Below are 18,522 nucleotides of genomic sequence, written 5' to 3'. Positions count from 1 at the left end.
TATATCATATTTACAGTTCCGAAAAGAGGGTGAAAGCCCTCTAGTTTCCTCATGGCAACAAAAAAACCCCCGCAGGTGCGGAGGCTCATATTTTATAATAGTTTTTTTCCCAACAAAGATTCTACCAGCTCGACCGCTGTTTTGCCGGTTTTGTTTTTGTGATCGAGGATCGGGTTGACTTCGACAAATTCAGCTGAAGTAATGATGTCGGCATCATACAGCATTTCCATTGCCAAGTGGCTTTCACGGTAGCTGATGCCGCCGACGACAGGCGTGCCTACGCCGGGTGCGTCGCTCGGATCAAGGCCGTCGAGGTCAAGGCTGAGGTGAACGCCGTCACAGTCTGACAAGTAGTCAATAGTTTCTTCAATGACCTTTGTCATGCCGAGGCGGTCAATCTCATGCATCGTATAGACCTTCATGCCTGTTTCCTTAATGTATTCACGCTCGCCTTCATCAAGCGATCTCGCGCCGATGATGACGACGTTCTCCGGCTTGATTTTCGGGGCATACCCGCCCAGATTCACCAGCGTGTCGTGCCCGACGCCGAGGCTGACGGCCAGCGGCATTCCGTGAATATTGCCTGACGGCGACGTTTCCAGGGTGTTTAAGTCGCCGTGCGCGTCATACCAGATGACGCCGAGCTGTTTATAGTGCTTTGCCGTTCCTGTCAGCGTTCCGATCGCGATGCTGTGATCGCCGCCCAGGACGAGAGGGAACCGCTCATTCTCAATGACGCTGTCCACCTTTTGGGCGAGCTGCTCGTTCCCCGAGAGCACAGAGTTCAGATTTTTCAGCTCTTCATCATTTTTGAGTTTTTCACGATTGACGGGGATGTCGCCTAAGTCTTCCACCGCATACCCCATGTCAGATAACCGTTCAATGAGATGCGCGTAGCGGATGGCGCTCGGGCCCATGTCCACTCCGCGTCGTGCTTGTCCTAAATCCATCGGCATTCCAATAACTGAGATATTCTTGTTCATCCGTTTTTCCACCTCAACATGTTGTATGTTGTCCTGTGCGGGTTTCTCAAAGATGACTTGGACACGAAAAGATTTAAAGCTCTATCTGTTTTTCTGACTGCTTATGCTTTTTTACATACAGATGATAGACGATAACGCACACCGCCATGAACGGGATGCCGCAATAAAGGGCGAGCCGCTGTTCTGAATCAAATGCGAGGCTGATCAGAACAACCGTGTTTAACGTCAGCCCGATAATAGGCAGCACCGGGTACAGCGGTGTTTTAAACTTCAGGTCTTCCACTTTGCCGCCTTCGCGGATGTATTTCCGTCTGAACATCAGCTGTGACAGGGAAATCGTGATCCAGCCGACCTGCGCGCTTAGTCCGGCTAATGATAAGAGAAACATATAAACGGTTTCCGGCGCTGCCACTTTAGACAGCAGTGACAGGCAGGCGACGGCCAGCGTCACGATCAGAGCGTTCATCGGCACCCCGCGTTTATTTGTTTTGCCGAGCGATTTAAAGGCTTGTCCTTCGTTCGCCATGGCATATAAGATACGCGTCGATGCAAACAGGCCTGAGTTGGCCACTGAGAGCAGCGCAATTAAGATAACAAAGTTCATAATATCGGCGGCATATGGAATACCGATTTGTTCAAACACCACGACAAACGGGCTTTCGACCACTCCCGCCTGCTTCCACGGAATCATCCCGGCAATGACGATGATGGAGAGAACGAAAAAGACAAGCGTTCTCCATACCGTCTGCCGGATAGAGCGCGGAATCGTTTTCTCGGGATTTTCACTTTCTCCCGCGGCAACCCCGATCAGCTCCGTTCCCTGGAACGCGAAGTTTACGGTAATCATCGTAATAAGCATAGCCTTAATGCCGTTCGGAAACAATCCATCCTCATAAAAATGAGAGAAGAAAGGAGCCTGCTCGCCGTGTTTCATGTCAATCAGGCCGAACATGGCGGCGCCGCCCAAAATAATAAACAGCAGAATGACTACAATTTTAATGCCGGAAAACCAAAATTCCGACTCAGCGAACGCTTTTGTGGTAATGGCGTTCAAAAGAAACATCAGTCCGACAAACACGAGGCACCACACCCATACGGGAACATGCGGAAACCAGCGGAGCATCAATTGTCCCGCAGATAAAAACTCAATGGCGCATGTCACCGCCCAGCCGAGCCAGTACAGCCAGCCGAATGCGAAACCGAAAGCGGGGCTGATGAATTTGGTTGCGTACGTCTGAAACGACCCTGATACGGGAAGGGCAACCGCAAGCTCGCCTAAGCAGAGCATTGTCAAAAACATAATAAAGCCGCCGACCAGATAAGACAGAACCGCGCCCAGCGGTCCCGCCTGGTTAATTGTAAATCCGGTACTCAGGAAAAACCCGGTGCCGATCACTCCGCCTAATGAAATCATAAACAAATGGCGTGATTTCATTGTGCGCTGAAGCTGATTCTCTTTTTGATTTGTATTCACTATTCTGCACCCCTTCAGCAACTTGTATTGGAACCAAGCCGGTGCTTTGAAACCGATTTGCTGTCCAAAGAGCCTCTATTTGTATATGAATGTTATATGAAATTCATTTTCGTACATAAAGATACATTATACTAAAATACTGTCGCCGCGCAAATAGAGTGTGCTGAATTTTTTATTTGTAAATTCCATACAAGCCGAGGGAAAGCATTGCCGCATCAAGGTTTTACGCGTTTTGAAGCACGTTTGTGATCTTTTGGATCGCCCAGTCCAAGTCTTCCTTGGAAATCATTAACGGCGGTGCAAAACGGATCACGGTATCATGTGTTTCTTTGCATAAAAGCCCTTCACCTTTCAGCTTTTCACAATAAGGGCGGGCCGCTTCTGTCAGTTCAACGCCGATAAACAGGCCGCGACCGCGCACGTCTTTTATGATCGGGTTATCAATTTTCTCAAGCTCTTCTTTAAAATAACGGCCAAGCTGAAGGGAACGCTCTGCCAGCCCTTCTTCCTCAAGGACTTCAAGAGATGCGAGCGATACTGCGCAAGCGAGCGGGTTTCCGCCGAATGTCGAGCCGTGGGAACCCGGGTTAAACACGCCGAGAATGTCACGGTTCGCCGCAATGCACGAAATCGGGAAGACGCCCCCGCCGAGCGCTTTGCCTAAGATGAACATATCCGGTACGATATTTTCCCAGTCAACCGCGAATGTTTTCCCTGTGCGGCCGAGTCCCGTCTGAATTTCATCAGCGATCAGAAGTACATTTTCTTCCTTACAAATGGCTGCCGCTTCTTGTAAAAATCCTTCCGGCGGAATGACGATGCCCGCTTCTCCCTGAATCGGTTCGAATAAGAAAGCGGCTGTGTTCGGGGTGATCGCCCGGCGCAGCGCTTCTGCGTCTCCGTATGGAATTAATTTTATACCCGGAAGCATAGGTCCGAAACCGCGTTTATACTCATCTTCTGAAGAAAGGGATACCGCAAGCATCGTTCTGCCGTGGAAGTTGCCGATACACGCAATGATTTCCGCCTGGTTATCCGCTACTCCTTTGACCTCATATGCCCAGCGTCTCGCCGCTTTGACAGCGGATTCAACGGCTTCCGCCCCCGTATTCATCGGCAGAATCATATCTTTTCCGGTCAGCTTGGCTGTTTTCTCATAAAACGGACCGAGCTGATCATTATGGAACGCGCGTGACGTCAGAGTGATTTTATCCGCCTGATCCTTCAGCGCCTGAATGATCTTCGGATGTCTGTGCCCCTGGTTCACCGCAGAATAAGCACTCAGCATATCCATATATTGATTACCTTCAGGGTCTTTTACCCAAACACCCTGCGCCTCGGAAATAACAATCGGCAGAGGATGATAGTTGTTCGCGCCGTAATGTGAAGTTTGGCTGATAATTTCTTGAGATTTTGTGAAAGCTGACATAATCTGATTCCCCCTTGTTTTGTAATCATTCAACATTAGATCTTGCTTTCCCTTTTTATAAAGCAAGTTCCGTGCCAATCCGAAAAAACGGGATGTTTCGCCAGCATTCTTTCTTTTCCCGCAAAATTTTCCGGCAGTTTGCGTGCAAACTTCAGCCAAGCGCAAAATTTTTTTGCGTTTTCCGCTGACAAAATAGGAGCAATCCAATTAGATTGCTCCTACTCAACAGTTATTTATTCAATTGTCTCTGATATACAATGTAAGAATATAGTAAAGATAATATGATACAGCCGATTGCCGCAATGAAAATGACTGACACTCTATACACCGGCGGCAAAAAAGCTGCAAGCATCATGAGTATGCCCGCTGAGACAAAAATTTTCGAACTAACCCTGTGTGTATCCTTCCAAACTCTTTCACTGCTCAGCGTCCAAGGCGTTCTTATCCCTAAAAAGTAATTAGGCTTAACTTTCTGAATAAAGTTTCCAAACACCATGAAAATGACTCCCACTATAAAGTTTCCTAAATAAGATATAGGGAGATCATATCCCAGGCCGGTCAAGATGGTCATCAGATTAATGACAAACAGAACCGCAAACAATGTATTAAATATAGCCATATATGGCCGGATAAATGTTTTGTAGTTATTTTTAGGATCAATCTTAGGGATGATCACCATTAAAATATATTGAATAATCATGATGCCAATAAGCATCACCATTGCATTAAATTTAGAAGTGTAATCATTTGCGCTTCCGTTTAATCCCCAGTGTGTCGCCAAATTGTCCGGTAAAGATGAATATGTGAAAGCCCATGTGAAAACAGTTAAAACTATGATTCCTGCTGAAAAGAGATATTTTTTCATGATTCCCCGCCTTTCTTATTATCATGTTCTGAATCAGTCAGAGAAAAGAACCAGCCTATAAGATCCTGTAATACAGTGGTATTTAATGAATACATAATAAATTGGCCTTTCCTCTCATCGTGAACCAAATCAGTATTTTTCAATATGGTAAGGTGATGAGAAATACTGGGTTTTGACATGTCGAAGTGTTCCGCAATTTCACCAGCTGTCATGTCTTGTTTCTTTAATAAATCCAAAATTTTTCTCCTTGTAGGATCGGCCAGTGCTTTAAAAGCTTTATTCAAAAACTTTCCCCCTCTCATACATACATGATTTAGATATTTAAGTATATATCTAAATATCAACCATTTTCCTAAAAAAGTCAATGGTTTTATTAACTAAATTTCCATTTATTTTTAAATATCGTCCAAGCGCAACATTTTTTTGCGTTTCCTATTCGATTTATTTTAAAATAATGAATGTTAAGACGATTGAGAGGGGGAATTGACCTGCACACAACCAGCGAATTTTACACACTCGTGTTACAAAGCATTCTGGAAGAGATTGATGTCGGGCTGCATGTGGTGGACGAAAAGGGCAGCACCGTCATTTACAATAAGAAAATGATGCAGATTGAAGATATGGATGAACGGGACGTCCTGCATAAAAACCTGACTGATGTATTTATGTTTTCCAATCAGCAGGACAGCACGCTCGTTCAGGCCCTTCAAGAAGGCAAAACGATTAAAAACGTGAAGCAAAGCTATTTCAATAACAAAGGCCAGGAAATCACGACGATCAACCACACCTTCCCGATTGTGCAAAACGGCGAGATCAAGGGAGCCGTGGAAATCGCCAAGGACGTCACCAAGCTCGAACGGCTGATCAGGGAGAACATGCACAGGAAAGAACAGAACAGCTACACGTTTGACAGTATTCTCGGCAACAGCTCAGTTATTCGGGAAGTCATCGAAAACGCAAAACGGGCAACCCGCACATCATCATCGGTGCTTTTGGCCGGCGAGACGGGAACGGGCAAGGAACTGTTCGCCCAAAGCATTCACAACGGCAGTCAGCGCTCAGGCGCCCCGTTCATCTCACAAAACTGCGCCGCCCTGCCGGATAGCCTGGTCGAAAGTATTTTATTCGGCACGAAAAAAGGCGCCTTTACCGGAGCCATCGACCAGCCCGGCTTATTTGAGCAGGCGCAGGGAGGCACCCTGCTCCTTGATGAGATCAACTCTCTCAATCTCAGCCTGCAGGCAAAACTGCTCCGCGCCCTGCAGGAAAAGAAAATCAGGCGCATCGGATCAGCTCAGGACAAACCGATTGACGTCCGCATCATCGCCACGATGAATGAAGACCCGATCACCGCCATTTCAGAAGAACGGCTGCGCAAAGATTTATACTACCGCTTAAGCGTTGTCACGCTGATCATTCCCCCGCTCCGGGAGCGCAAGGAGGATATTCTGCCTCTGGCCGAAGTGTTTATCCAGAAAAACAACCACCTGTTCCAAATGCATGTCGATTCGATCAGTGACGATGTGCAGCGATTCTTCCTGGAATATGACTGGCCGGGCAACATTCGCGAGCTTGAACATATGATTGAAGGCGCCATGAACTTTATGACGGATGAAACGACGATTACGGCGGCCCACCTGCCTTACCAATACCGGATGAAAATCAAACCCGCTGACACGGAAAGCAAAGCCGCCGCAAGCACCCAGCCCGGCACCGATTTAAAAGACAAAATGGAAAACTTCGAAAAATACATGATCGAAAAAACCCTGAGAAAACACGGCAATAACATATCCAAAACGGCAAACGAGCTCGGAATCAGCAGACAGAGCCTGCAATACCGCCTGAAAAAATTCGGTCTGGACCGGATGAAATGAATCCATACAAAAAAAGGCTGAGATGCTCCTCAGCCTTTCGTCAGGTTATATCTGATTGGCAAGCCGCTCTCCGGTAAACCAAAAGTTCTCACTCACTGCCAATGTATGTTCCGTATTCTCGACTTGATGCCACCAATGGCGCGGCGCGTAAATGATTTCTCCCGCCTTTTGTCTGAAGCGGATCGGAGACGCCTTTTGCACCAGCGGTTTTTGCTCAATGTCTTTTTCATCAAAGACATTGATATTTCCTTCGTACAAATACGGAGAGTCGTCCGGATGATAGAAGATCCATTCCTTCTCCCCGAAGATGACGCCGTTCCACGCGTGCGTGTTGTTAAAATCCTGATGCAGCGGCGTGCCTGTCTGCTTAGAACCGAGAAAGAACCATTTCCAGTCCCGTCCCGTTTCTTCATCCGCTCTCAATGTGTCTTTTGTAAAATACTCGGGTGCGGAATAGACAAGGTCTAAGTCATTTTGGTTCAGCTGCGTAAAATTCCAGTCACAGTACCATTTGTCATCATTCTGATCAATGTACTCGATATAGTTGGAAAGCTTTACTTGTTTAAACGTTTTGACCCCTTCGATATCTGATTTCCGGATGGTGACCATTCTGTCTCCATAGTGTTCATCAATGTATTCAAGCGTCCACGGCCTGCATTCCCAGTGATCCATTGCCCCCGTCAAAATAAAAGGTTTCTTATCAGCATACTCGCTTACAAAAAGATCGTACGATAACTCATTGATTGTCAGTCTGTCAATGGTCATATCCATTCCCCTTTTATTCGGCAATCTGCCGTTTTTTTTGTTTGGCGTAACTGTATGGACCTGAAAAGATGGTGACGTTTTGATTCTCAAGCCAGAAAATCTTGTTGAACTTCTCCAGCAGGTTTCTGTCGTGAGAAACGCAGATGATGGTGCCTTGAAACTGCATCAGGCTGTTTTCGAGAATTTCCTGAGATTCAATATCCAAGTGGTTGGTCGGCTCATCCAGGATCAGGACATTCAGCTTTTTTTCCATTAAGATGGACAGCTTCAGCCTGATTCTTTCACCGCCCGACAGGACGGAAAGTTTTTTAAAGACCGACGACCCGTAAAATCCGTACTTGGCCAGCATATTCCGGGCCATGCCCTCTTCAGTCAGCAGATTTTCTTTAAAGAATTGCAGAATCGTCTGACTCGAATCTCCGACGTGGCTCTTTTGATCAATGTAGCCTATCTTAAGATTTTCCCCCACTTTAATGGTGCCGTCCGACAGTTCTCTTTCCCCGATGATGCAGCGGATCAGCGTTGTTTTGCCGACGCCGTTTCTGCCGACGATGCCGATTCTGTCTTTATGCTTTATGCGCAGGTTCACATTTTGATATAAAAGGGAAGATCCGTTGGTCACCTTTCCGTTTTCAATGAACACAATATCTTTTGAACCGGCGCCCGCTTCCTGAAATGCGTTTTTTAATTTTTGCTCCGTCCGGACCGGCTTATTGATCAGCTCGATCCTTTTCAGCGCCTTTTCCATATTATTCGCGCGTCTGTGCAGGCCGACAGACGGCGGATTTGAGCGGTTGGCCCAATCTCTCAGCTGGGCGATGGATTCCTTCATCTTCTGTATTTTTCTCTGCTGTTCTTCATATTTCTCAAACTGGGCGATGATGAATTCTTCCCGCTTTTTCAAGTATTCGCTGAATCCGTAAGGCCAAATCTTCACCTCGGTATCGTCAATCTCGAGCACCTTCATCGCCGTTTGGTCGGCAAATGTTTTATCGTGGGTCGTAAACAGAATGGTTTTGTTCGATTTTTTAATAAACCCTTCAAGCCACTCAATCGCATGGACGTCCAAATGGTTGGTCGGCTCGTCCAGCAGTATAACGTCGTCGTTGCGGATTAAAATTTCGGCAAGGCCGGCTTTTGTCTTTTCGCCGCCGCTCAGCTTTGAAAACGGCTGATCCTTTAATTCGCTGAGGCTGAGCCCATTGCATACTTCATCAATCATCGCGTGCATCTGGTAGCCGTTGTTCCGCTCAAATGTTTCCGTGTATTGACTGTACTTTTCCAATAAAGCAGTCAGCTCGTCATCACTCATCGGTTCCGAAAGCTTCAGCTCAATGGCCTTCATTTCCTTCTGGATCGCCGCGAGAGCTTCAAACGATTTTTCCAGATATTGATACAACGTCAGATCCTCATGGGGATCAGCGATCTGCTTCAGCAAACCGACCTTCGCCCCTTTGTTGATCGCAATCGTTCCTTCATCTGCCTCAAGCTCTCCGGAAAGCACCCTGAACAGCGTACTTTTGCCGGAACCGTTCGGCCCGGCCACGAGCACTTTTTCGCCTTCATTGATGAAAAAAGAAACTTGTTTGAAAATGGTATCTCCCGCTAGATTTACCGTAAGATTATGAATATTCAGCAACTCACATCATCCCTTTGTCATTCTGGTTCAAAGCTCGACTTTATTCTGGATGGCGACGCTCGCTTTCAGTTTGTAAAAGCTGAGCATCATAAACAGCGACAATAAGATGGATAATACCCCGATTGCGGTCAGCAGCAAAGCTGAATCAAAATAGTCCGTTAAGAATCCGATAAACGGAAAGGCAATGAACATGAAGAGCGAGGTCATCAAACTGATAATGGACAGCAGCGTGGCTCTCGTTCTGGACGGAATCTCATTATTCACCACCTGACTGGATACGGGTTCTATCACATCATAGAGCGCGTTAATGACGACAAAAGCCGCAATCGTCACGTACAGACTGCCCGAAGGTATAAACAGATAGGCCGCCCCGATGATGCAGAATGTCAGCAGAAGCACGCGCCTCGGCGTGAATTTTTCCGCCGGCTTGGAAGAAAAGATGGAGCACAGCGCCTGCAAGATGGACAGTCCCGCAAAAATAATGGATATATTGCGCACGGACAGCCCTTCCTGACTTAACAAATCTTGTCCGTACATATAAAAAACCGATGTAATCGCAAAGAAAACGGAGAGTGACAGCACCAGATATTTAAAGGCTTTGTTCAGCCTGAAGAAATCTTTGACTTCTTTTAAGATGTCACTGACCGTCTGCGTTTCGTGTTCACTGTTTTCAAATTTGATTTCCGTCAGCTGTGTAATGACCGCCATTGCAATCAGCTGAGTGACAATCCCGGCGATAAACACATACGACCATGATATTTCCTGCAAGTAGCCGCCGATGCCCATGGCAATCGCAAGACCGAGTATGACAAGTCCGTTATAGTTTCCGATGGATTTGCCGTACCACTTTTCTTTCCCTTGTTCTTTCAGTGAATCAAACAAAAAGGCGTGATCCGTTCCTGATATAAACGTCAGCCCGATACCGTATATAATATGGGCGATGAAGAGGGCGATGAAGTTATGGAAGCTCAGGAACATCACCAAATAGATAATGACCATAAAATGGCCGAGCAAGAGCGATTTTTTTCTCCCGATTCTGTCCGAGATGACGCCGCTCGGCACTTCCGCCAGAAACATCGCCAAATTCAGGACCGATTGCAGGATGCCCACAAGAAACAATGAATAATTCATGCTTGTTAAATATAAAATCCAAATTCCCCGTTCAAAAAAGAAGTTTCCGAAAAAACCGGAGAAGTAAAGCAAATTTCGATTCCGCAAATGAATACCCCTTTCCAGCTATCTGCATTTAACATCATGAACAGAAAGGAGCCCGTCAGTCTTTACACTAAAACCCTCTATACATGGATCTTGCAGATACAGACTTTTCCCAAAACAAATTGGGCAATAATGAGTTGTATTCTCGAATAACCCAAAAAGTTCCTTCTTTTTTTCAGATCCTATGGCATCAATGATCGTTTTTTTCTTCTCCGGATCGCTGATGTCGCGGATGAAATATTTGATATAGCTCAGCTCATGCATGTAAGCCGGCAGGAACAAATGGAGCTCAATATCAAACCCGCTTTTATCCATATGGTAATAATCATTGAAATGACTGACGCGGGAGACGGATACGTCCGCTCCGGCCCGCCGAAACAGATCAGCCAGCCTTTCAATGATCTCTCCGTTGGGATAATAATCGGCATAAACGATTCGGATCGGTTCTTCTTTTGTCAAAAGGGGCGGATCTTTCTGCGGTGTCCTCCCGTTTTCCCATATACCGATTAGTGAATCAGTCGGTGTGATGATATGCCCCAAATCCCCGGCCAGCTTTTGTTTATCAAAATAATGCTGAATGAAAGTTCTCAGCATGTCGTCCTTTACCTTGAAGGTAAATAACATCGGCAAATGATTTTCTTTAAAATCAGCATACTGCCGATACCTCATGTTTGAATGATGAAACTGGGTGTGGCAGGTCACGTCCGTTTGATTCGCTTCGTACAGCCCGATGCTTTTTTCCAGATCATCATTCAAAATAAATTGGATGATCTGAACGGTGCGGTCATCCGCGGGCGTCATTTTATATTGCGGATTTCGCTCAAATTCCAGCCCCTTCTCAAACGTTCGCTTGAATCGGTACGGGCCGTTTTCCGGCACATCGCCCCCGGCGGTCGCCGGAATCAGAAAGCTGCTCTGCAAAACGGATTCTATTTCATCAGACGGCTCGTCCAAGGTGACTTCAAAGCGTTTTTCGCCCGTTACGTTCACCCCGAGCTGATCGGATGAGACGAGGCCTTTTACATACGGAACGGCCTGTTTTATGTTCAGGAAACTGCCGAGATGGGGACTTTGGTTTTCTTTTGTCAGATGATAGATGATCGTTTGAACCACACCCTCGGCGTCACCTAAATAGTCCGGGTGAATGTCCACCTGACAGGTGCGGGGATCTTTGCGGATGATCCGGCAGTTATAGCCGTCCTGCAGGCTTTCATACATAATGCTGCAAATCATCTTGCTTGTGTAATCCTGCGTATCTAATGGGTTCAAGCGTATCGGGCTTGTGTCGATTTCTATTTTCAGAGGGTCGCCCGGTTTTCTCGCCGTACGATGCATCGTCTTCATAAAGCGCTTTCCTTTTGAGAAAGCTTCGTTTCTGTAATATGAAGGCCGTCAAAGTCCAGGCCGATGCGGGTATTCAGGGATTTCGGGCTTCCGCCTGCAAGGTATGTGATAATGTCATGAGACATAAACGAGGATATAATACCGTTTGTCGCTCCTAAGGAACCTTTGATCGGTTCATCGGGGTAACAGTTCAGAAGTCCGGCCGGCATGTTTTTTTCATAAGTGACGCCGGATTGATAGGATTCAGGCGTGAGCAGAGGCCCCCATTGGCCGCTGAAGCTGCCGACACCCCCGGTCATAAACGCGATATTCCGCTCCTTACAATACCGGTAAACCCATTCAGAAATGTTATGGGGTTTGTCAGCGGCATTTATGACGATATCAATTTCATACGGATCTAACACACGCAGGTCCTGCGGCTGTGTAATTTCCTGATGGTAAAGTGCTGCGTCCGCATGGGGATTGATACCCGCAATATAATCTCTGCATTCTGAGATCTTTAATTTGCCTACAGAAGATTTATTATAGACGAATTGTCTGTTCAGGTTATGTACTGATACGGCATCGAAATCAATGAGAATAAAATGCTGCATGCCCGCCGCCAGAAGGTTTTGAAGAATGATCGTTCCGACGCCCCCCAGACCCACGATCGCTGCCCTGCTGCCGTCTAATCTGTTTTGGATCAGATTGGGGTTTTGGTTGTATTTCTCAAAATGGTACAGCTGCTTTTCAGTGATGCGGCCTTCACGGCCGTTTTGCCATGGCTCTATTAAAGCATCCAATTTCATTAACGCATCGAAAAACTGGTTTCCCGCTTCCTCTCCCAGAAGATCAGAAAGCTCTTGTTTTTCACAGCCGGTGATCAGCCGTTCAACCGCCTCTTTGATCTCACTCGTATGCGCAAGCTTAATCGCCTTTCGATATTGAATGATAATATGCGCCGTGTAGGTCAGCACCTGCACGCTGTCTTTAAACTTCCAGCGCTTACAGTCAGTTGACATCATGACATACCCCCTGAAAGATAATAACTCCCCAATGAGGGGAGTCACGGCTTTACTAGCAGCGATGCACCAAGCTTGCTGTTTCTGTATCAAGATCAAGTTCTTCAATCTTCATCAGTACACACCCCCTTTACCAATAACTAGATATTATCATCAATATTGGAAAAGGACAAGTTATTTTTTGAAAATTTAGAATTTATATATAAATTGTGATATTTCTTCCTGCTTCCCGGTTTATCCCGGCAGCCGGATGATGAACACGGAGCCTTTTCCCTGCTCACTTTTCACTTCAATTGTTCCGTTATGGCTGTCGATAATGGTTTTTGTAATGGCAAGACCCAGCCCCGCGCCGCCGGATTGACGGGATCGGGAGGTTTCCGCCCTGTAAAACCGGTCAAACAAATGAGGCACATGCTCCGGAGCGATTCCCGTTCCGTTATCCGCAATCATAAGCATGATTCCTCCGTCTTTCTGCAGGGAGACGGTGATGACACCCGTGTCTTCATCCGTATGCTGCACCGCATTGTAAAATAGATTGAGAATGACCTGCTTCATTTTGTCTTTGTCAAAAACGGATTCTATCTTTTGATCGACAAAGAACTCGAGCTTCCGGTTTCTCGCGAGCAGCTTCAGCTGAGCCTCCATTTCCAAAATGACGTCTCCCAATGCGCCTTTTTTCATTTCAAAGCTCGGCACCCGGTCAATCTTCGCGAGAAACAGAAGATCCTCTATCAGCTTATTTGCCCTGGCGGATTCCGCGTACATGCTTTGAAGCGCTTTTTCTTTCTGCTCCGGCTTCTCCGCCGCTCCGCGCATTAAAATTTCGATAAAGCCGTGAATGGAGGTAAGCGGCGTTCTCAGCTCATGTGATGCATCTGATACAAACTGCCGGATTCGTTCTTTCGCTTCTTTTTCCGCCTGAAAAGAGGTTTCAATCCGTTCCAGCATCTGATTGATGGAGATGCCCAATGACTCAATTTCGGCCTGCTTCCTATCGATCGGCAGCCGTTTATCGAGACTGCCGGCATTAATGTCACCCATCATACGCACAATGCGGGACAGCGGCTTGAGTGTGAGCCGGATCACCGGCAAGAAAACAAACAGTCCGATGACCAAAGCCGCAAAGGAAAGCACCGCGAAAATGCTGATCTGGCGGAAAAGCGAATCATTCAGAGGCTGGGTCAGCGTGCTCATCTGCACAACTCCCGCCTGCCTGCCGTCAACGGAAATCGCCTGAAACACGACGATGATTTCCTCACCCGCCTTATTGTGAGCCACCTGATAGTGAAGCGCCATTGTATCTGTCAGCGCATCCTGATACACTTTTTTCGGAAAAGAAGGAGCGGCCCCCGCGTGCGGGTCTTCTGATAAAACAGACATCTTGTATGATTGATTGATAAAAGCAACCGTCACCCCGGGGTAAATCAAATTCGGATGAGCCGATGTTTCGGAACGGGCAAGGGTTTTGATTGACCTCCATACGCTTTGATCCATTGAATTGATATAACTCTGAATGCTGATCGCCTGATTTTCATACATCGTCCGTGTCATAAACATGTACTGAGTGCCGCCGATGAAACATAACAGCAAGGCCAAAATCGCCAGTGACCTGAACAGGAGCTGGAATCGCAGGGTTCTGTACAGCCGTTTCATGCCAGATCCACCCTGTACCCGGCGCCCCGAACCGTGCGAATCACCTTGTGTTCTTTGTCCTTCAGCTTTTCGCGCAAAGAACGGATGTACACCTCGACGATATTGTCTTCCCCGTAAAAATCATAGCCCCATACCTGATCGAGAATCCTCGTTTTGCTGAGAACCGTTCCGTGGTGGAGCACTAAACATTTCAGCAGTTCATATTCGGTGGCGGACAGCTTCAAAGGCTGTTCATTGTAAAAAATCTCTCTGCTCCGGTCATCGATTCGGAAGGGGCCGAGCACCACCTCATCGAAAAGATGCGGAAACTGGTTGCGGATTCTTGCGTAAATTCTGGCAAGCAGCTCCTCAAAGCTGAACGGTTTGATCATGTAATCATCAGCGCCTTCAATCAGCGCCTTTACGCGAAACTCTACTTCATCCTTCGCGGTCAGCATGATGATGGCGGTATTGCTTGTTTTCTTAAGCATCCTTGACAGCTCAAGCCCATCCATTCCCGGCATCATCACGTCCAAAACGGCAATATGAGGCTGAAATGTTTTCACAAGATTCATCGCCGACATCCCGTCTGCCGCGGACATCACTTCAAACCCTTCATTGACAAGCCCCATCGTTAAAAAATCAATGATGGCGGGCTCGTCGTCTACAATCAGCACCTTGATGCCTTTCAACTTATCCATGATGCAGTCTCTCCTTAGATGTATCAGCCTGTGTTTATTTTTTTCGCTTCCCCTTCTATTATTCGCTTTTATCTGAAACAAAACTGAATCTAAGCTGAAAATCCGCTGAATTCAGGAAGTTTTCAGCTTAGATTCATGTTGTTTTCAGTTTGGGTCTTTACAATAAGCCTTAGTTGGGAAGCCAACAATGAAATGTTTAAGGAGGAATATATGATGGGAATTACAAAAGTTTTATCAGGAGCTGCACTGGGGACCATACTTTCAATCAGTTCTTTAACTTCAGCGCATGCGGCTGTCATTCATAAGGATGACGCAGCGCAGACGAAAGTGGAAACGAAACAGCAGGCTTCCGTTTCTATCTCTAAAGCGAAAGAGACCGCATTGAAAAACTGCAGCTGCAAAGGCGCCGTTCAATCAGCGCAAATGAAAAAAGTCAACGGCGCTTACGTATATGTTGTCAACGTCCTTGACGTAAAAGGAAAGCAGCACACCGTCAATGTCAACAGCTCCAGCGGAAAAGTCGTGAAACACCAAATTGAAAAGAAACAGCAATTCATCTCAAAATCCGGCGCTGAAAAAATCGCCGTGAAGAATTGCAAAGGAACAGTGAAGTCTTCTGAGCTGAAGACCGAACATAACGCTATGGTTTACGTGGTTCAGGTGTCAGGACAAGACGGGAAGCTTCACACATTCCATATCAATTGTAAAAACAGCAAAATCGTCAAACATGATATAAAGAATAACCAGCAACACATGACCCGTGCAAAAGCGGAATCGTTCGCACTCAGCCATTGCAAAGGCGCTGTGAAATCCGCTCAAATGAAAAAAGAAAACGGCGTATCAGTCTATGTTGTCAGCATATTCGGCCAGGACGGCAAGCTTCATACGCTCCACATGGACGGCAAAAGCGGAAAAGTCCTGAAAGAAGAAGTGCAGAAAAAACAAGTGATGATCGCTTCTAAAAAAGCGCATTCCATCGCGCTCAGCCATTGCAAAGGCGCTGTTAAATCGTCTGAAATGAAGAAAGAAAACGGCGTCTACAAGTACATCGTGAAAATCACTGCCCAAAACCATACGGAACAAACGGTGAAAGTAAACGCTCAAAACGGAGCCATCTGTAAATAACAAAAAATAAGCTGCCGGCAGTTTCATCTGCCGCTTCAATTCAGCAGCACCAGTCTGTTTCAATCACAAAGTTCTAAGTTCATGTCTACCTTTTTCTAAATATACCCATTTTTAACTGAACGTGTTGTGACCCACGTTCAGTTCTTTTTTATGGCTTCTGAAAAAAGGCATAAAAAAAGCGCCCTGAAAAAGGACGTTTGATATGACATGTTTCATGTTCTTAAATTCTGCATTCTAAAATAATTCTTCCTTCACATTCACCTTCAATTTCATTCAATACGATGATCACATCAGCCGTTTTCATGTGTTTCACCTCCCCGTTTTCATAATAGTATAATATTAACAAATAAATCAATAAAAAACAGCCCGGATGTCCGGGCTGTTTTTTTATTTCTGTAATCGATCCGCTTCTGTCAGTTTGACTTCCGCTGTTTTTTTCTTTCCCGAACGGTAAAACGTGATGTTCACACGGTCGCCGATCTTTTTGCGATACAGGCGCTCACGGAGATCCACAACGTCATTGACCTTATGTCCGTCGAACCCGGTAATCACGTCGAGCTTTTTCAAACCCGCTTTTCCGGCCGGTGAAAACGCGTCGACACCCATAATGACCGCCCCGGTTTTAACGCCTTTCGGAAGTTTCAGCGTTTGGCTCCAATGGTAGCTCGCAATATCCGTTAAGGATTTCATCTCAATACCGAGGAAAGGCCGTCTGACTTCTCCGTATTTTTCTAAATCCTGAATAACGGGAATGACAAGCTTTGACGGGATGGACAGGCCGATGCCTTCAACGGCGGATTCAGCGATCTTCATTGAGTTGATGCCGACCACCTTGCCCGATATATCCATCAAAGCGCCTCCGCTGTTGCCGGGATTAATCGCGGCGTCGGTCTGCAGCACTTCCGCATTCCAATCCGGCTGTCCGTCGCCGTTTGAGTCAACGGGCACTGCCCTTTCCGTGCCTGAAATGATCCCCTGTGTCACTGATCCCGCAAATTCAAGCCCGAGCGGATTTCCGATCGCAATGACCGGTTCTCCGACTTTGACTTGATCAGAATTGCCGAACTGGGCGGCCGATTTGATTTTATCAGACTTCACCTTCAGCACGGCGAGATCCATCAGACGGTCGCTCCCGATCAGCTCAGCAGGCACGCGTGAGCCATCCTTCAGGCTGATCTCAATTTCAGTCGCACCTGCAATGACATGGTGATTGGTTACGATATAAGAAGTGTTTCCGTTCTTTTTGTAAATGACGCCCGACCCGCTTCCCGCTTCGCCGCCCTCTCCCCAAATATCGGTCTTTTGGATATTGAGAACACCGACTACCGAATCTGATACACGGCTGACCATATTCGTGACAGCATCATTGACATTGACGTTGACTGTTTTCACCTGTTCGCTGCCGAGACGCTGGCTGGTGCTTTTGCTGCTTTCTCCATGGTCTCCGCCTGTCCAGTACGGCAGCAGGAAAGCCATGAGCGCGGCCCCGACGATGACGCCGATCAGACTTGATAGAAAGTACCCTCTCTTGCTGCGGCGGGGCTGTTCGGAGGCGTACTGTTCATCATCGCGATTATAATCCACCCTATCTCAAATCCTTTCAAGAGTACTCGATTTGCTTATAGTGTGGGTCAGATCGCGGATTAATAATCATGATTCATTTGGAAAAATTACACGGCGCACAGCGGCGTCGGGATTTTCGGATCGGTATCAAATAACTGAAACGTTTCCCCGGCGACAAATCCTTTCGCAGCCAATGTCTGCTGCACGGACATTCTCGCCAGTTCCTTCATATTGTTGTCCTGGCTCAGATGCGCCAAATAGATGCGCGATGTGCCGTCGCCAATGACATCAGTCATGGCGAGCGCCGCGTCTTCATTCGAGACGTGGCCGACATCGCTTAAAATCCGCCGCTTAATGCTCCAAGGGTATCTGCCCATTTGCAGCATGCCGACATCATGGTTGCTTTCAAACACAAACACATTGGCCGAACGGATAATGCCTTTCATTCTGTCGCTCACATACCCGGTGTCCGTCATCAGCGCGAGCTTTCTGCCTTGGTAGTGGAAAACATAAAACATCGGCTCGGCCGCGTCATGAGAGACGCCGAATGACTCAACATCAAGCCCGCCGAAGGATTTCACGCTTTCCATCGGGAACAAAAACTTTTGTCCGGTATCCAGCTTGCCGATCTGATTCTCCATCGCTTTCCACGTCTTTTCATTCGCGTAGACGGGAAGACCGTACTTTCTCGCAATGACGCCGAGCCCTTTAATATGGTCGCTGTGCTCGTGAGTGACAAAGATGCCGTCGACGTCGTCTATCTTGCGGCCGATTTTCTCCATCAGCCCGTCCATCGCTTTACCGCTCAGGCCGGCATCCACCAGAAAAGAGTGCTCCTCTGTCTCCAGATAAAACGCGTTTCCGGTACTCCCGCTCGCAAGCACGCTAAATTGCAAGCCCATTGTGTCTCAC

At 46.9% G+C, this 18,522-nt stretch carries 16 protein-coding genes; 2 read left to right on the top strand and 14 right to left on the bottom strand.

What is annotated here, in order from left to right; all coding sequences use genetic code 11:
* Positions 1-92: 92 nt before the first annotated feature.
* The 5 genes from rocF to RUW00_RS08615 form a co-directional block, all read right to left on the bottom strand.
* Complete coding sequence (gene rocF / locus RUW00_RS08635; RefSeq protein ID WP_007407883.1) at positions 93-983, bottom strand: arginase; 891 nt, start codon at positions 981-983, stop codon at positions 93-95.
* A 73-nt stretch (positions 984-1,056) separates the two neighbouring features.
* Positions 1,057-2,457, bottom strand: coding sequence for an amino acid permease (locus tag RUW00_RS08630; protein WP_021494640.1), 1,401 nt, complete (start codon positions 2,455-2,457; stop codon positions 1,057-1,059).
* Between the two features lie 223 nt (positions 2,458-2,680).
* A complete protein-coding gene (locus tag RUW00_RS08625; RefSeq protein ID WP_004393130.1) occupies positions 2,681-3,886 on the bottom strand; it encodes an ornithine--oxo-acid transaminase in 1,206 nt (401 codons plus the stop codon).
* 229 nt (positions 3,887-4,115) lie between these two features.
* Positions 4,116-4,751, bottom strand: coding sequence for an SdpI family protein (locus RUW00_RS08620; RefSeq protein ID WP_121984302.1), 636 nt, complete (start codon positions 4,749-4,751; stop codon positions 4,116-4,118).
* Positions 4,748-5,035 carry an autorepressor SdpR family transcription factor gene (locus RUW00_RS08615; protein ID WP_032875437.1) on the bottom strand — a complete coding sequence of 96 codons (288 nt, stop codon included), beginning with the start codon at positions 5,033-5,035 and terminating at the stop codon, positions 4,748-4,750. The genes RUW00_RS08620 and RUW00_RS08615 overlap by 4 nt, the downstream gene beginning before the upstream one ends.
* A 174-nt stretch (positions 5,036-5,209) precedes the next feature.
* Here RUW00_RS08615 and RUW00_RS08610 point away from each other — a divergent pair, with 174 nt between their 5' ends.
* The gene (locus tag RUW00_RS08610; protein ID WP_007614954.1) at positions 5,210-6,625 is read left to right on the top strand and encodes a sigma-54 interaction domain-containing protein; all 1,416 of its coding nucleotides are present in this window, start codon (positions 5,210-5,212) and stop codon (positions 6,623-6,625) included.
* Positions 6,626-6,670: 45 nt separating this feature from the next.
* On the opposite strand, the gene RUW00_RS08605 is transcribed toward RUW00_RS08610, so the two are convergent.
* From RUW00_RS08605 to RUW00_RS08575, 7 genes are all read right to left on the bottom strand, one after another.
* The gene (locus RUW00_RS08605; RefSeq protein ID WP_007407887.1) at positions 6,671-7,390 is read right to left on the bottom strand and encodes a cupin-like domain-containing protein; all 720 of its coding nucleotides are present in this window, start codon (positions 7,388-7,390) and stop codon (positions 6,671-6,673) included.
* A 13-nt stretch (positions 7,391-7,403) separates the two neighbouring features.
* Positions 7,404-9,029 carry an ABC-F family ATP-binding cassette domain-containing protein gene (locus RUW00_RS08600; RefSeq protein ID WP_007614956.1) on the bottom strand — a complete coding sequence of 542 codons (1,626 nt, stop codon included), beginning with the start codon at positions 9,027-9,029 and terminating at the stop codon, positions 7,404-7,406.
* 27 nt (positions 9,030-9,056) lie between these two features.
* On the bottom strand, positions 9,057-10,247 hold the full coding sequence (locus RUW00_RS08595; RefSeq protein ID WP_103526427.1) for an MFS transporter: 1,191 nt from the start codon (positions 10,245-10,247) through the stop codon (positions 9,057-9,059).
* An 18-nt stretch (positions 10,248-10,265) separates the two neighbouring features.
* A complete protein-coding gene (locus tag RUW00_RS08590; protein WP_103526424.1) occupies positions 10,266-11,588 on the bottom strand; it encodes a periplasmic substrate-binding domain-containing protein in 1,323 nt (440 codons plus the stop codon).
* The gene (locus tag RUW00_RS08585; protein WP_021494635.1) at positions 11,585-12,592 is read right to left on the bottom strand and encodes a ThiF family adenylyltransferase; all 1,008 of its coding nucleotides are present in this window, start codon (positions 12,590-12,592) and stop codon (positions 11,585-11,587) included. The genes RUW00_RS08590 and RUW00_RS08585 overlap by 4 nt, the downstream gene beginning before the upstream one ends.
* Before the next feature lie 231 nt (positions 12,593-12,823).
* Positions 12,824-14,242 (bottom strand): sensor histidine kinase, encoded by a 1,419-nt coding sequence (locus RUW00_RS08580; RefSeq protein WP_021494634.1) that lies wholly within the window; start codon positions 14,240-14,242, stop codon positions 12,824-12,826.
* Positions 14,239-14,922: a response regulator transcription factor gene (locus RUW00_RS08575; protein WP_014419337.1), complete on the bottom strand. Its 684-nt coding sequence runs from the start codon at positions 14,920-14,922 to the stop codon at positions 14,239-14,241. The genes RUW00_RS08580 and RUW00_RS08575 overlap by 4 nt, the downstream gene beginning before the upstream one ends.
* A gap of 213 nt (positions 14,923-15,135) precedes the next feature.
* On the opposite strand from RUW00_RS08575, the gene RUW00_RS08570 reads away from it, so the two are divergent.
* Positions 15,136-16,047, top strand: a complete 912-nt coding sequence (locus RUW00_RS08570) for a PepSY domain-containing protein (protein WP_021494633.1) — start codon at positions 15,136-15,138, stop codon at positions 16,045-16,047.
* Positions 16,048-16,434: 387 nt separating this feature from the next.
* Here the strand turns inward: RUW00_RS08570 and RUW00_RS08565 are convergent, their stop codons facing one another.
* Both RUW00_RS08565 and RUW00_RS08560 read right to left on the bottom strand, forming a co-directional pair.
* Positions 16,435-17,631 carry a S1C family serine protease gene (locus RUW00_RS08565; RefSeq protein WP_014419339.1) on the bottom strand — a complete coding sequence of 399 codons (1,197 nt, stop codon included), beginning with the start codon at positions 17,629-17,631 and terminating at the stop codon, positions 16,435-16,437.
* 86 nt (positions 17,632-17,717) lie between these two features.
* Positions 17,718-18,512: an MBL fold metallo-hydrolase gene (locus RUW00_RS08560; RefSeq protein WP_007407895.1), complete on the bottom strand. Its 795-nt coding sequence runs from the start codon at positions 18,510-18,512 to the stop codon at positions 17,718-17,720.
* Between the last annotated feature and the right edge of the window lie 10 nt (positions 18,513-18,522).

Origin of the sequence: Bacillus sp. IS1, assembly GCF_032461585.1 — a bacterium.
Lineage (GTDB): Bacteria > Bacillota > Bacilli > Bacillales > Bacillaceae > Bacillus > Bacillus velezensis.
The sequence above is the reverse complement of the archived record's forward strand: the minus strand, read 5'-3'. Positions and strand labels throughout refer to the sequence as shown.